This is a genomic window from Billgrantia sp. C5P2 (genome assembly GCF_051062895.2).
Genome location: NZ_CM128542.1, coordinates 3,140,753 through 3,156,195, shown reverse-complemented (window position 1 = coordinate 3,156,195; position 15,443 = coordinate 3,140,753). Strand labels below are relative to the sequence as shown.

The following is a 15,443-nucleotide window of genomic DNA, read 5'->3' as shown; positions in this document are numbered from 1 at the left end:
CCGCCCGAAGGCGGCTTTCCACTGCGTTTGCGGCCAGGGCCGCCTCCTGCCGGCTTACTTGGCAGGATAGTCGCGCTGCGTGTGCCCGATATAGAGCTGGCGCGGACGACCGATCTTGTAGTCGTTGGAGAGCATCTCGTGCCAGTGCGAAATCCAGCCGATGGTGCGCGACACGGCGAAGATCACCGTGAACATGTTGGTCGGGATGCCCATGGCCTTGAGGATGATGCCGGAGTAGAAGTCGACGTTGGGGTAGAGCTTGCGCTCCACGAAGTATTCGTCTTCCAGGGCGATCTGCTCCAGGCGCTTGGCAATCTTGAGCTGCGGATCGTCGATGCCCAGCTCGGCCAGCACCTCGTCGCAAGTCTCCTTCATCACCTTGGCGCGCGGGTCGAAGTTGCGATACACGCGGTGGCCGAAGCCCATCAGCTTGAACGGGTCGTCCTTGTCTTTGGCGCGGTCGACGAAGCGCTGAATGTTCTCTTCGGAGTCGTCGCCGATCTCGTCGAGCATCTTCAGCACGGCTTCGTTGGCGCCGCCGTGAGCCGGGCCCCATAGCGCGGCGATGCCGGCGCTGATGCAGGCGAACGGGTTGGCGCCGGTGGAGCCGGCCAGACGCACCGTGGAGGTGGATGCGTTCTGCTCGTGGTCGGCGTGGAGCATGAAGATGCGGTCCATGGCCTTGGCGTAGACCGGATTGACCTTGTACTCCTCGCACGGGTTGCTGAACATCATGTAGAGAAAGTTCTCTGCATAGTTCAGGTCGTTGCGCGGATAGTTGAACGGCTGGCCGACGTTGTACTTATAGGACATGGCCGCAAGGGTCGGCATCTTGGCGATCAGGCGGATGGCGCTGATCTCGCGATCATGTTCCTGGGTGATGTCCATGTGGTCATGGTAGAAGGCCGCCAGGCCGCCGACCACGCCGCACAGGATCGACATCGGGTGGGCGTCGCGACGGAAGCCCTTGAAGAAGTTGTTGATCTGGTCGTGAACCATGGTGTGGTTGCGGACCCGCGACTCGAAGTCGGTGTACTGCTCGTCGGTCGGCAGTTCGCCGAACAGCAGCGTATAGCACAGCTCGACGAAGTTGGATTCTTTGGCCAGCTGATCGATCGGGTAGCCGCGGTGCAGCAGTATGCCCTGGGCGCCATCGATATAAGTGATGGCCGACTGGCACGAGGAGGTTGCCATGAAGCCGGGATCGTAGGTGAACAGGCCATCGGCGCCGAGGCCGCGAACATCGACCACGTCAGGGCCCAGGGTGCCTGAGTAGACCGGCAGCTCGATCGTCTTTTCCAAGCCGTCTACAGTCAGTGTCGCTTTCCTGTCAGCCATACTGGCCTCCTCTCGAAGTCGAATAGAACGTTAACTCATTCTTTCGCAAACCCTGTTGAACCGCTGGCCCGCGAAAAAGGTTCGCCCACTATAGAAGCGTTCCCGGGATTGTCAATTGGGCCAAAGAGGCCGTATCGTTGTACATTCACCATATAGTTGTATGAAAACTGAATAGGAAATGGTGCTTTGCATCACGGAAAGCCTGCCGTCAGCCGGCTTGCCGGTGATGACCCCCGTGCACAGGCCGCCGTGAACGGCGGCGGTGGGCTTGTACCATGGTCGAGTGAGGGGGTCGTGCATTTGTCACTGGGGGTGCATGTCCCTATAATCCACACCGCGCGACTGGCAGGTACTCGTTGTCATGCCCGTCCCGGCAGCGGCGAGCCCCCTACCTAAAACCACCGCCCGCTCGAGCCTGGTCCCATCAGCTGTAGAGCGAGCCAAGAGAGTGTGTATAGAGCCGTGAATAGCAAACGACCCGTCAACCTAGATCTCACCACGATACATTTCCCGCTTCCCGCCTTGACGTCGATCGCCCACCGCATCACCGGCGTAATCCTGTTCGTTGGTCTTATCTTCGCCTTCTGGGCCCTCGACAAGTCGCTGTCTTCCCCTGCGGGGTTTGCGGCCGTCAAGGATGCCCTGGCCAATAACATCCTGGCGAAGCTGATCGCCTGGGGACTATTGTCGGCACTGGCATTCCACTTCGTGGCCGGCATCAAGCACTTGCTGATGGATGCCGGTTACGGCGTCACCCTGGAAGGGGGCGTCAAGAAGGCACAGGCCACCGTGGTCCTCAGTGCCGTCCTGATCATTCTGGCGGGAGTCTGGGTATGGTAACCAACATCACCAATCTGGGTCGCAGCGGCCTTTCCGACTGGCTGATCCAGCGTGTCTCGGCTGTCATCCTGGCACTCTATACGGTTTTCATCGTCGCGTACCTGCTGTTCAACCCCGGGCTCGACTACGCCACCTGGAGCAACCTCTTTGCCCAGACCTGGATGCGGATCTTCTCCCTGCTGGCTTTCATCTCTCTTGCCGCGCACGCCTGGGTCGGTCTGTGGACCGTGACTACCGACTACCTCAAGGCGACCAGCCTGCGCATCGGCGCCCAGATCGTCATCATCCTGGCCATTTTCGTGTTCCTGGTCTGGGGCATCCAAGTTCTGTGGGGAGCCTGATTCATGTCTAACATGCGTACCTTGACCTACGACGCCATCATCATCGGCGGTGGCGGTTCCGGCCTGCGGGCCGCGCTCGAGCTGGCCAAGTCCGGCAAGAAGACCGCCGTGCTGTCCAAGGTCTTCCCGACTCGTTCGCACACCGTTTCCGCCCAGGGCGGCATCACCTGTGCCATCGCGTCCGCCGATCCCAACGATGACTGGCGCTGGCACATGTACGACACCGTCAAGGGTGGCGACTACATCACCGACCAGGATGCCGCCGAGTACATGTGCTCCGAGGGCCCCAAGGCGGTCTTCGAGCTCGAGCACATGGGCCTGCCGTTCTCACGCTTCGACAACGGCCGCATCTACCAGCGTCCGTTCGGCGGCCAGTCGAAGAACTTCGGCGAAGGCGGCCAGGCGGCGCGCACCTGCGCCGCGGCCGACCGTACCGGCCACGCCCTGCTGCACACCCTTTACCAGAACAACCTGAAGAACAACACGACGTTCCTCAACGAGTGGTTCGCTGTCGATCTGGTCAAGAACGCCAACGGTGACGTGGTGGGCTGCATCGCCATGTGCATCGAGACCGGCGAGGTCGTGCACGTCCAGTCCAAGGCCACCGTCATGGCCACCGGCGGCGCCGGGCGTATCTACGCCTCCACTACCAACGCCCTGATCAATACCGGCGATGGCATCGGCATGGCGCTGCGCGCCGGCTTCCCCATGCAGGACATGGAGATGTGGCAGTTCCACCCCACCGGCATCTACGGTGCCGGGGTGCTGGTCACCGAAGGTTGTCGCGGCGAGGGTGGCTACCTGGTCAACAAGGACGGCGAGCGCTTCATGGAGCGTTATGCGCCCAATGCCAAGGACCTCGCCGGCCGTGACGTGGTGGCGCGCTCCATGGTCATGGAGATCCTCGAGGGCCGCGGCTGCGGCGAGAAGGGCGACCACGTCTTCCTCAAGCTCGATCATCTGGGTGAAGAGGTGCTCAACAAGCGCCTGCCGGGCATCAGCGAGTTGTCGAAGATCTTCGCTCACGTCGATCCGACCAATGCGCCGATTCCCGTGGTGCCGACCTGCCACTACATGATGGGCGGTATTCCGACCAACGTGCACGGTCAGGCGATCATGCAGGATGCCGACGGCAACGATCACATCGTCAACGGTCTGTTCGCCTGCGGTGAGGCGGCCTGCGTTTCGGTGCACGGCGCCAACCGCCTGGGCGGCAACTCGCTGCTCGACCTGGTGGTGTTCGGCCGTGCGGCCGGTATGTTCATCGAGGGCGCGCTCAACGAGGGTATCGACTACCTTGGTGCCACCGATTCGGATATCGACGCGGCCATGAAGCGCATCACGCGCTGGAACGAGTCCTCCGGTGGCGAGTCCGTGGCCGACCTCAAGACCGAGCTGCAGAGCATCATGCAGAACGCCTTCGGTGTGTTCCGTCAGGAGGATCACATGCAGGAGGGCGTCAAGAAGCTGGCCGACCTGCGTGGCCGCATCGCCGAGGCGCATCTGGTCGACAAGTCAGGCGCCTTCAATACTGCCCGCGTCGAGGCTCTCGAACTCGACAACCTGATGGAAGTGGCCGAAGCCACCGCCATCGCGGCGCTGGAGCGCAAGGAGAGTCGTGGCGCGCATTCACGCTACGACTACCCGGATCGCGACGACACCAACTGGCTGAAGCACTCCATGTACTTCCCGGCCGAGAAGCGGGTCGGCAAGCGCGACGTCAACTTCAAGCCGAAGACCGTCGACACCTTCGAGCCGAAAATCCGTACTTATTAAAGGGGGAGTCACGAGATGCTTCAGGTATCCATTTACCGCTACAACCCGGAAACCGACTCCGCACCCTACATGCAGGAGTATCAGCTCGACACCCAGGGCCGTGACCTGATGGTCCTGAACGTGCTGGAAATGCTCAAGGCCGAAGACACCACCCTGGCCTTCCGTCGCAGTTGCCGCGAAGGCGTGTGCGGCTCCGACGGCATGAACATGAACGGCAAGAACGGCCTGGCCTGCATCACTTCGATATCCGATGTGGTCAAGGACAACAAGCTGGTGCTGCGCCCGCTGCCGGGCCTGCCGGTGGTGCGCGACCTGGTGGTCGACATGGGTCTGTTCTACAAGCAGTACGAGCGCATTCAGCCGTACCTGCAGAACGACGAGCCGGCACCGGCCATCGAGCGCCTGCAGTCGCCGGAGGATCGCGACAAGCTCGACGGTCTCTACGAGTGCATCCTGTGCGCCTGCTGCTCGACCTCTTGCCCGTCGTTCTGGTGGAATCCGGACAAGTTCGTCGGCCCGGCCGGCCTGCTGCAGTCCTACCGCTTCCTGGCGGACTCGCGGGATACCGCGACGCGAGAGCGCCTGGCCGAGCTTGAGGATCCGTTCAGCGTGTTCCGTTGCCGCGGCATCATGAATTGCGTCGCGGTATGCCCCAAAGGGCTCAACCCCACGCGGGCGATCGGCAAGATCCGCGACATGCTGCTTGCGAATGCCACTTAAAACGTGGCGCGTAGCTTGCTATCATACTGGCCGCAGTTCGACCGCGACGTCATGTCGCGGTCGGCTCGCAGAGACAGCAAGAGAGCCGGTACCCCTGGTACCGGCTCTCGACCATGGATTGCAAGGATTCCGGCCTCGCGGCCGGAGCCGCCGGGAAGAGAAGATGCCCCCACCGGCAGGGCACCAGCCAAGCCGTCGCGGCTGGCCCGCAACGGCGCCGACAACACCCCATCAGTGTAGGGTGACCGAGAGATGCAACAAGGCATAATGGAGTTGATGTGGAACAGCTCCCACGTGAGCGGCAGCAACGTTCACTATGTGGAAGCGCTCTACGAGCAATACCTCGCCGACCCAGGTTCCGTACCCGACGAATGGCGGACCTACTTCGATCAGCTGCCGAGTGTCGAAGGCAGTGCTACTCATGATGTTCCCCTCAGTCCCGTGCGCGATCAGTTCCAGCAATTGGCACGTGCTCGCCGGGTCACCACGGCCGCCGCCGACAGTGGCGAGGGCAAGAAGCAGGTCAAGGTGTTGCAGTTGATCAACGCCTACCGCTTCCGGGGACACCAGAAGGCCGATATCGATCCGCTCAAGCTGCGCAGCCAGGCCCCGGTTCCCGACCTCGACCTCTCCTTCCACCAGCTTTCACCGGCCGATCTGGATACCGAATTCCAGACCGGCTCTTTCTTTCTGGGGATGGACAAGGCGCCGTTGCGCGAGATCGTCGAGGCCCTGGAGCAGACCTACTGCCGCTCGATCGGCTGCGAGATCATGCACATCGTCGATACCGAGGAGAAGCGCTGGCTGCAGCAGCGCTTCGAGTCGGTTCGCTCGGCACCCAAATACAGCGACGACGTGCGCAAGCATCTGCTGGAGCGTCTGACCGCCGCGGAAGGCCTGGAAAGCTACCTGGCCTCCAAGTACCCCGGCACCAAGCGCTTCGGCCTCGAGGGCGGCGAGTCGTTCATCCCCATGATGGACGAGCTGATCCAGCGTGGTGGTGGCTACGGCATCAAGGAGATGGTCATCGGTATGGCCCACCGCGGCCGTCTCAACCTGCTGGTCAACATCCTCGGCAAGAACCCCTCCGAGCTGATCGATGAATTCGACGGCAAGAAGCTGATCGAGCGCGGCTCCGGTGACGTGAAGTACCACCAGGGCTTCAGTTCCAACGTCATGACACCGGGCGGTGAGGTTCACCTGGCCTTGGCCTTCAACCCCTCCCACCTGGAGATCGTCTCCCCGGTGGTCGAGGGCTCGGTGCGGGCCCGCCAGGATCGTCGCGACGATCTCGAAGGCACCAGGGTCCTGCCGATCAACGTGCACGGCGATGCCGCCTTCGCCGGGCAGGGCGTGGTCATGGAGACGTTCCAGATGTCCCAGACCCGCGCCTACAAGACCGGCGGCACGGTGCATATCGTCATCAACAACCAGGTCGGCTTCACCACCTCGCATCCGCAGGACACGCGTTCCACCGAGTACTGCACGGATATCGCCAAGATGGTCCAGGCGCCCATCTTCCACGTCAATGGCGACGATCCAGATGCCGTGCTGCACGCCACCCAGGTGGCGCTCGACTACCGTCAGCAGTTCCGCAAGGACGTGGTCATCGATCTGGTCTGCTACCGTCGCCGCGGCCACAACGAGGCCGACGAGCCCTCCGGTACCCAGCCGCTGATGTACCGCAAGATCAAGGAGCATCCTTCCTCGCGGACCCTCTATGTCCAGCGCCTGGTCGAGCAGGGCGTGGTCACCGAGGACGAGGCCCAGGCGATGATCGAGACCTACCGCGAGGACCTGATGGCCGGCAACCACGTGGCCAACGCCCTGGTGCAGCAGCCCAATACCTCGTTGTTCGTCGATTGGAAGCCCTATCTCGGCCACGAGTGGAGCGGCTATGCCGATACCAGCGTCGAGATGAAACGGCTGCAGCGCCTGGCAGCGCGCATGTGTGAGATTCCCGACGGCGTCGAGGTGCAGCGCCAGGTGGCCAAGATCTACGAGGATCGGCGCAAGATGCAGGCCGGCGGCCTGGGGTTGAACTGGGGCTTCGCCGAGACCCTGGCCTACGCCACGCTGCTCGACGAGGGCCATCCGGTGCGTATCACCGGCCAGGACGTGGGTCGCGGTACCTTCTCCCACCGCCACGCGGTGGTGCACAACCAGAAGGACGGCTCCACCTACGTGCCGCTGCAGCACATGTCCGACGGCCAGCCGCGCTTCACCATCCACGACTCCTTCCTCTCGGAAGAGGCCGTGCTGGCGTTCGAGTACGGCTATTCCACCACGGCTCCCAACGATCTGGTGATCTGGGAGGCGCAGTTCGGCGACTTCTTCAATGGCGCCCAGGTGGTGGTCGATCAGTTCATCTCCTCGGGCGAGACCAAGTGGGGTCGCCTGTGTGGCCTGACCATGCTGCTGCCCCATGGCTATGAAGGTCAGGGGCCCGAGCACTCCTCCGCGCGCCTCGAGCGCTTCCTGCAGATGTGCGCCGAGCACAACATGCAGGTCTGCGTGCCGACCACGCCGGCGCAGATCTTCCACTTGCTGCGTCGCCAGGTCATTCGCCCGTTGAGGAAACCGCTGGTGGTGATGTCGCCCAAGAGCCTGCTGCGCCACAAGGAAGCGACCTCCAGTCTCGAGGACCTGGCCAATGGCCATTTCCACATGGTGCTGCCGGACCAGGGCAACCTCGAGGCTCAGCGCGTCAAGCGCGTGGTCATGTGCGCCGGCAAGGTCTACTACGACCTGGCGGCCTGGCGCGCCGAGAACGAGCGTGACGATACGGCCATCGTGCGCATCGAGCAGCTCTACCCCTTCCCCAAGGAGGAGCTCTTCGAGGCGCTGAAGGACTACGCCAACCTCGAGACCGTGGTGTGGTGTCAGGAGGAGCCGCTCAACCAGGGCGCCTGGTATTCGAGCCAGCACCACCTGCGCGCCGTGGCCGAGATGCTCAAGAACGGATTGGGCGGCGATCTCAAGTTCGCCGGTCGCCCGGCATCGGCGGCACCCGCGGCGGGCTACATGTCCGTGCATACCGAACAGCAGCGCCAGCTGGTGGAAGACGCCTTCAATCTTTGAGGCGACCCACCGGGACGAGAGAGAACATACAAGGGAAACGAAATGGCTACCGAGATCAAAGCGCCCACCTTTCCGGAATCCGTTGCCGAAGGCAGTGTGGCTGCCTGGCACAAGAAGGCGGGGGATAGCGTCGAGCGCGATGAGCTGATCGTCGAGATCGAAACGGACAAGGTGGTGCTCGAGGTGGTGGCGCCGGAAGCCGGCACCCTTTCCGAGGTGCTGGTGGAGGAGGGCGACACCGTGCAGTCCGAGCAGGTGCTGGGCAGGATCGGTGAAGGCGCAGCCAAGGGCGGCGAGAAGAAGAGCGAGAAGGCCGACGCCAAGGCCGAGCCGAAAGACGAAGCCAAGGCGGAGCCCAAGAGCGCGCCGGCTGCTGGTGGCAAGTCGCATGAAGTGAAGGCACCGACCTTTCCCGAGTCGATCCAGGAAGGCACAGTGGCCACCTGGCACAAGAAGGTCGGCGAGGCGGTCAAGCGCGACGAGGTGTTGGCCGACATCGAGACCGACAAGGTGGTACTCGAGGTCGTGGCGCCAGCCGATGGCGCCATTGCCGAGATCAAGGCGGAAGAGGGCAGCCAGGTCGAATCAGAAGCGGTGCTGGCGATCTTCACCGAGGGGGCCGGCGGTGCCGATACGGCAGCCGACAAGACGCCGGCGGCTTCTGCCGATGACGGCGCCGGCGACGAGAAGGTCGGCGACAAGATCCTGGCTCCGGCGGCACGCAAGCTGGTCGCCGAGCATGACCTCGACGTCAGCAAGATCGACGGCACCGGCAAGGGTGGCCGTATCCTCAAGGAGGACGTTCAGCGCGCCGTACAGGCCGGCACGGCCAAGAAGAGCGCCGCTGCAGCCGCTGCGCCCAAGCAGGCCGCCGCTGCCGCGCCTGCCTTCGAGGGCGAGCGCCCCGAGAAGCGCGTGCCGATGAGCCGTCTGCGCCAGACCATCGCCAAGCGTCTGGTCCAGGCCCAGCAGACCGCTGCCATGCTCACCACTTACAACGAGGTGGACATGGGCGCGGTGATGGAGCTGCGCGCGCAGTACAAGGACACCTTCCTCAAGGCGCACGACGTCAAGCTCGGCTTCATGGGCTTCTTCGTCAAGGCGGCCTCCGAGGGGCTCAAGCGCTTCCCCGACGTCAATGCCTCCATCGACGGTACCGACATCGTCTACCACGGCTATCAGGACATCGGCGTGGCGGTCTCCACCGACCGCGGCCTGGTAGTACCGGTGCTGCGCGATACCGATAGCATGAAGATCGCCGACGTCGAGAAGGGTATCGTCGATTTCGGCAAGCGCGCGCGTGACGGCAAGCTTGGCATCGACGAGATGCAGGGCGGCACCTTCACCATCACCAACGGCGGCATCTTCGGCTCGCTGATGTCGACGCCGATCCTCAATCCGCCGCAGACCGCCATCCTGGGCATGCACAAGATCCAGGAGCGTCCCATGGCCGTCAACGGCAAGGTCGAGATCCGTCCGATGATGTACCTGGCCCTGTCATACGACCACCGTATGATCGACGGCAAGGATGCGGTGCAGTTCCTGGTCACCCTCAAGGAGCTGCTCGAGGATCCGGCGCGCCTGCTGCTGGATATCTGAGGCGCCCGAATCAACGGACCTAAACGCGAACCGATCAACAGGAAAACCACATGGCCGACAAATTTGATGTGATCGTCATCGGTGCGGGCCCCGGGGGCTACGTGGCCGCCATCCGTGCCGCCCAGTTGGGGCTGAAGACCGCCTGCGTCGAGAAGTGGGTCAACAAGGAAGGCAAGACCGTTCACGGCGGCACCTGCCTGAACGTGGGCTGTATTCCCTCCAAGGCGCTGCTCGAGACGTCTCACAAGTTCGTCGAGGCACGCGATCACTTCGCCGAGATCGGTATCGATCTCGAGGCACCCAAGGCCAACGTGGCCAAGATGCTGGAGTTCAAGAACTCCGTCATCGCCAAGAACGTCGGCGGCATCAGCGCGCTGTTCAAGGCCAACGGCGTGACGGCCATCGACGGTACCGGCAAGGTGACCGGCGCCAAGCAGGTCGAGGTCACCGGTCATGATGGCGAGAAGAGCACCTACGAGGCTGACAACATCGTCATCGCCGCAGGCTCGGTGCCGGTGGAGATCCCGCCGACCCCGCTGCACGAGGACATCGTCGTCACCTCCACCGGCGCGCTTGAGTTCACCGAAGTGCCGAAGCGCCTGGGCGTGATCGGCGCCGGCGTCATCGGGCTGGAGCTGGGCAGCGTGTGGAGTCGTCTGGGCGCCGAGACCGTCGTGCTCGAGGCCATGGACACCTTCCTGCCGATGGTCGACACCGCCATCGCCAAGGAGACCCAGAAGCTGCTCAAGAAGCAGGGCCTGGACATCAAGCTCGGTGCACGCGTTACCGGCTCCGAGATCAAGGGCAGCGAGGTGGTGGTCAAGTACAGCGACAAGGACGGCGAGCAGGAGCTGACCTTCGACAAGCTGATCGTCTGCGTCGGTCGCCGTCCGTACACCAAGGGCGTGGTCGACGAGAGCGTCGGCGTGGGCCTCGACGAGCGTGGCTTCATCCACGTCGACGACCAGTGCCGTACCAGCGTGCCGGGCATCTACGCCATTGGCGACTGCGTGCGCGGGCCGATGCTGGCGCACAAGGCCTCCGAAGAGGGCGTGATGGTGGCTGACATCATCGCCGGCCACAAGGCCGAGATGAACTACGACGCCATCCCCAGCGTGATCTACACCTCGCCGGAGGTGGCCTGGGTCGGCATGAACGAGCAGGAAGCCAAGGCCAAGGGCATCGAGGTCAAGACCGGCAGCTTCCCGTTCTCGGCCAACGGCCGTGCGCTGGCCAACAACGCCCCGGAGGGCATGGCCAAGGTCATCGCCGACGCCGAGACCGACCGCATCCTCGGCGTGCATATCGTCAGCCAGCATGCCGGCGAACTGATCGCCCAGGGCGTCATCGCCATGGAATTCGGCTCCAGCGCCGAAGACCTGGCGCTGACCTGCTACGCGCACCCGAGCACCTCCGAAGCCATCCACGAAGCGGCTCTGGCGGTGGATGGACACGCGATTCACATGGCCAACCGCAAGAAGCGCAAGTAAGCGAGTTCGCCAAGAGGGACAACAAGCGCCATCCGCGGATGGCGCGTCGTGCCCGGCCATGTACCGGGCGCGAACGGGGGTAACCCGATACTCACCGCCCTACGCGGGGTCTCGCGGTTGCCATTCGAGTCACATGCAACCAATGGCATGAATCGATGAACCTTCACGAGTATCAAGGCAAGCAGCTGTTTGCCGATTATGGTCTGCCGGTATCCAAGGGCTTCGCAGTCGATACCCCCGAGGAAGCGGCGGAAGCCTGCAAGAAGATCGGCGGTGACATGTGGGTGGTCAAGGCCCAGGTCCACGCCGGTGGCCGCGGCAAGGCCGGCGGCGTCAAGCTGATCAAGAGCCCGGAAGAGGCCAAGGCCTTCGCCGAGCAGTGGCTGGGCAAGAACCTGGTGACCTACCAGACCGACGAGAACGGTCAGCCGGTTGCCAAGATCCTGGTCGAGAACTGCACCGACATCGCCAACGAGCTCTACCTGGGCGCGGTGGTCGATCGCGCCACTCGTCGCGTGGTGTTCATGGCTTCCACCGAAGGCGGCGTCGAGATCGAGAAGGTCGCCGAGGAAACTCCCGAGAAGATCCTCAAGGCCGAGATCGATCCGCTGGTCGGCGCGCAGCCGTACCAGGCACGCGAGCTCGCCTTCGCCCTGGGCCTGAAGGGCGACCAGGTCAAGCAGTTCACCAAGATCTTCCTGGGCCTGTCGCGCCTGTTCCACGAGAAGGATCTGGCGCTGCTCGAGATCAACCCGCTGGTGATCACCGACGAAGGCAACCTGCACTGCCTCGACGCCAAGCTCAACCTGGACAGCAATGCCCTGTACCGTCACCCGGACCTGCAGGCGATGCGCGATCCCTCCCAGGAGGACGAGCGCGAAGCTGAAGCGGCGGCGTGGGAACTGAACTACGTGGCGCTGGAAGGCAACATCGGCTGCATGGTCAACGGCGCTGGCCTGGCCATGGGCACCATGGACATCATCAAGCTCAATGGCGGTCAGCCGGCCAACTTCCTCGACGTGGGCGGCGGTGCGACCAAGGAGCGCGTGGCGGAAGCCTTCAAGCTGATTCTCTCCGACGATTCCGTCAAGGCCGTGCTGGTGAACATCTTCGGTGGCATCGTGCGCTGCGACATGATTGCCGAGGGCATCATCGGTGCCGTCGAGCAGGTCGGCGTCAACGTACCGGTCGTGGTGCGTCTCGAGGGTAACAACGCCGAGCTGGGTGCCGAGAAGCTGGCTTCCAGCGGTCTGAACATCATCGCTGCTACCAGCCTGACCGATGCGGCTCAGCAGGTCGTCAAGGCAGCGGAGGGCAAGTAATGAGCATCCTGATCGACAAGAACACCAAGGTCATCTGCCAGGGCTTCACCGGCGGGCAGGGGACCTTCCACTCCGAGCAGGCGATCGCCTACGGCACCCAGATGGTCGGCGGCGTGACCCCGGGCAAGGGCGGCCAGGAGCACCTGGGCCTGCCGGTGTTCAACACCGTCAAGGAAGCGGTCGAGAAGACCGGTGCCGAGGCCAGCGTGATCTACGTCCCGGCTGCCTTCTGCAAGGACTCGATCCTCGAAGCCGCCAACGCCGGCATCAAGCTGATCGTGTGCATCACCGAGGGCATCCCGACCCTGGACATGCTCGACGTCAAGGTGAAGTGCGACGAGCTGGGCGTGCGCCTGATTGGCCCGAACTGCCCCGGCGTCATCACCCCGGGCGAGTCCAAGATCGGTATCATGCCGGGTCACATCCACAAGCCGGGTCGTGTCGGTATCGTGTCGCGCTCCGGCACCCTGACCTACGAAGCCGTCAAGCAGACCACCGACCACGGCTTCGGCCAGTCCACCTGCGTGGGCATCGGCGGCGACCCGATCCCGGGCTCCAACTTCATCGACATCCTCGAGATGTTCGAGAAGGACCCGAAGACCGAGGCGATCGTCATGATCGGCGAGATCGGCGGTACCGCCGAGGAAGAGGCCGCGGCCTACATCAAGGCCAACGTGACCAAGCCGGTGGTGTCCTACATTGCTGGTGTCACCGCACCTCCGGGCAAGCGCATGGGCCACGCCGGCGCCATCATCTCCGGTGGCAAGGGTACCGCTGACGAGAAGTTCGCCGCGCTGGAAGACGCCGGTGTGCGTACCGTTCGCTCCCTGGCCGAGATCGGCGATGCGCTGAAGGATGTCACCGGCTGGTAAGCCGTCGACGATCCGTCAGGCAAGAGGGCGCCCCTTCAGGGCGCCCTTTTTCGTGGCTTTCGTCTTCAGCCGAGCAGTCCGAGGTCGCTGCCGTCGTGCATGCCGAGCAGCGCGACGTCCTGGCCATCCGTGGCGGTAACGGCTTCGGGGGTGGGCTCATCGCCATAGGCGCGGTAGGCGAAGCGCCATGCTTCGCCGGGAGCGAGCTCGCCGGCATTGTCGTCGCGGACCAGGTAGGCATCGCCGTCGCGGCTGAGTGCCCCGTTCCACAGGGTGTCGATGGTGTCGTCGGTTTTCAGGCGCAGCTCGGGCGCCGCGAGGGGTTCATCGGTCAGGTTCTCGACGAAGATCTCGGCGACATAGCCGTCGTCCCAGCGCTGCGTCGTACTCCCCGATGCCAACAGCTCGGCGCCATCGTCCACCAGTCCGGTGGGGATGGCATTGCTTCCGAGGACCTCATCGGGTTCGGGGGCGTCGAGCGCGGCCGCCTGGAAGGTGCCGCGTGATGCCGTATGCAGTACGGTGCCGTCATCGAAGCTGACGAATTCCACGTCCTCGAGCGTATCGGTCGCTCCCTTGTCGCTATGCACTGCGATGCGGTCGCCATCGAAGTCGATCTGGTAGGCATCGATCGGGCCGGTATAGCGCACCGTGTCGATGCCGGCTCCTCCGTTCAACAGATCGTCGCCATCGTACCAGTCGTCGCCGGGTCCGCCCTCCAGCACGTCATGGCCGGTGCCTCCGAGCAGCGTGTCGTGGCCCAGCCCGCCATTGAGGTAGACGCCGTCGTCGCTCCCCTGCAGCACATCGCTGCGCCGCGAGCCCTGCACGTAGTCGAAGCGCACCTCGTTGGCGTCGGGGTCGGTGATGGCGCCGAAGCTTTCGCCGCCGGCATTGACCCATAAGGTGGGGGAGAGTTCGTCGGCATCGGGGTTGCGGATGGCCTGTGCCACTCTGACCTCATTGCCATGGTCACGTCCGCCGTGGAAGTTGATGTCGCGGTCGGTGAAGTCGACCTCGATCTCGTTGCCGACGGAGGAGCGCCAGGAGGCGAACAGCACGCCATGGCGCATGCCGCTGTCCTCGAGATGGCTGAAACTGCCGTCATAGCTCTCCTTCAGTTCGAAGCCGTAGCCGTTACCGCCGCTGCCCTTGTTGAAGGCTCCCTCGGCGCGTAGCGAATCGGCCTCGATATCCAGCGAGCGAGCGACATGGAAAGCCGTCGAGGGGCCGTTCTCGACCGCGACGTCCTGTAGCCGTGCATCTGTGGTGCCATCCAGGCGTATGGCCTGGTAGCCGGTCAGGTTGCCCCGGGTATTAGAGAACGCGGAAGCGTCGGGGGTCCCCAGCTCATAGTCGACGGTGAATCCTTGGAGGGACACATCATCGACGGGAACGAGTCGCTCCAGCTCGGCCTGGCCACCGGCGAAAGCGAAATGCGCGCCGCGATCAAGCGTGATGGTATCGTCGCTCACGGCAGCGACCTTGGCCATGCTGGTACGCAGCTCGGCATGTTCCTGCTTGCGCCAGGAGGTGTCACCGATCTCGTCGAGAAACGCCGTGTCGTTGTCCTGCCAGATTCGCACCGTGTCGCCTTGCTTCAGTCCATGCTCGGCGCCGAGCCTTACGTTTCGCTCGCCTTCGCCGAGGTCGGCGGCGAGCGTGCCGAGCGTCTCGCCCCGCATGTCGCCTTCGACCGCTATACCGAAGCGATCGTTGTCGTCGAGGGCGGCATCGGTGAAGGTCAGCGTGGTGGCATCGGCGCCCGCCCCTTCGAGGGTGATATCGGAGCGGTGGATGCGCAGGGCCTGGTCGAATCGGTAGTCTCCCGACGCCAGAAGCAGGGTCGATCCGCTCGGGGCGGTGTCGATCAGCTCCTGAAGTTCTCGGGCCGATGTGCCGCGGGCGACATCGATGGTCGGCATGCTGATTCCTCCTGGTGACTCATGTTGGGCCCCGTGCCGAGGTTGCCATGGGGCCATACGATCCATACCGCGGTATCCGTCATCCGCGCGCTTCGTTGCGCATGCTATCGAGCCTGCGGCGAGTAACAAGAGCGCTTGG

The 15,443-nt window shown here is 63.7% G+C and carries 11 protein-coding genes; 9 read left to right on the top strand and 2 right to left on the bottom strand.

What is annotated here, in order from left to right:
• Positions 1-54: 54 nt before the first annotated feature.
• On the bottom strand, positions 55-1,338 hold the full coding sequence (gltA, locus tag ACRWQA_RS14515; protein ID WP_263583216.1) for a citrate synthase: 1,284 nt from the start codon (positions 1,336-1,338) through the stop codon (positions 55-57).
• A gap of 462 nt (positions 1,339-1,800) precedes the next feature.
• Between gltA and sdhC the strand changes: the two genes are divergently transcribed.
• The 9 genes from sdhC (at position 1,801) to sucD (ending at position 13,379) form a co-directional block, all read left to right on the top strand.
• Entirely contained in the window at positions 1,801-2,178 is a 378-nt protein-coding gene (sdhC, locus tag ACRWQA_RS14510; RefSeq protein ID WP_263583217.1) for a succinate dehydrogenase, cytochrome b556 subunit, read from the top strand.
• On the top strand, positions 2,172-2,519 hold the full coding sequence (sdhD, locus tag ACRWQA_RS14505; protein ID WP_263583218.1) for a succinate dehydrogenase, hydrophobic membrane anchor protein: 348 nt from the start codon (positions 2,172-2,174) through the stop codon (positions 2,517-2,519). Before sdhC ends, sdhD begins: the two co-directional genes overlap by 7 nt.
• A 3-nt stretch (positions 2,520-2,522) precedes the next feature.
• Positions 2,523-4,295 carry a succinate dehydrogenase flavoprotein subunit gene (gene sdhA, locus ACRWQA_RS14500; protein WP_263583219.1) on the top strand — a complete coding sequence of 591 codons (1,773 nt, stop codon included), beginning with the start codon at positions 2,523-2,525 and terminating at the stop codon, positions 4,293-4,295.
• Positions 4,296-4,310: 15 nt separating this feature from the next.
• Complete coding sequence (locus ACRWQA_RS14495; protein ID WP_167120260.1) at positions 4,311-5,015, top strand: succinate dehydrogenase iron-sulfur subunit; 705 nt, start codon at positions 4,311-4,313, stop codon at positions 5,013-5,015.
• A 252-nt stretch (positions 5,016-5,267) separates the two neighbouring features.
• Complete coding sequence (locus ACRWQA_RS14490) at positions 5,268-8,096, top strand: 2-oxoglutarate dehydrogenase E1 component (RefSeq protein ID WP_263583220.1); 2,829 nt, start codon at positions 5,268-5,270, stop codon at positions 8,094-8,096.
• Between the two features lie 42 nt (positions 8,097-8,138).
• The gene (gene odhB, locus ACRWQA_RS14485) at positions 8,139-9,695 is read left to right on the top strand and encodes a 2-oxoglutarate dehydrogenase complex dihydrolipoyllysine-residue succinyltransferase (RefSeq protein WP_263583221.1); all 1,557 of its coding nucleotides are present in this window, start codon (positions 8,139-8,141) and stop codon (positions 9,693-9,695) included.
• 50 nt (positions 9,696-9,745) lie between these two features.
• Positions 9,746-11,185: a dihydrolipoyl dehydrogenase gene (gene lpdA / locus ACRWQA_RS14480; protein WP_263583222.1), complete on the top strand. Its 1,440-nt coding sequence runs from the start codon at positions 9,746-9,748 to the stop codon at positions 11,183-11,185.
• Between the two features lie 155 nt (positions 11,186-11,340).
• The gene (gene sucC / locus ACRWQA_RS14475) at positions 11,341-12,507 is read left to right on the top strand and encodes an ADP-forming succinate--CoA ligase subunit beta (protein ID WP_149328970.1); all 1,167 of its coding nucleotides are present in this window, start codon (positions 11,341-11,343) and stop codon (positions 12,505-12,507) included.
• Positions 12,507-13,379, top strand: coding sequence for a succinate--CoA ligase subunit alpha (sucD, locus tag ACRWQA_RS14470; RefSeq protein ID WP_263583223.1), 873 nt, complete (start codon positions 12,507-12,509; stop codon positions 13,377-13,379). Before sucC ends, sucD begins: the two co-directional genes overlap by 1 nt.
• A gap of 65 nt (positions 13,380-13,444) precedes the next feature.
• Here the strand turns inward: sucD and ACRWQA_RS14465 are convergent, their stop codons facing one another.
• A complete protein-coding gene (locus ACRWQA_RS14465) occupies positions 13,445-15,304 on the bottom strand; it encodes a cellulose binding domain-containing protein (RefSeq protein WP_434231409.1) in 1,860 nt (619 codons plus the stop codon).
• Positions 15,305-15,443: the final 139 nt, after the last annotated feature.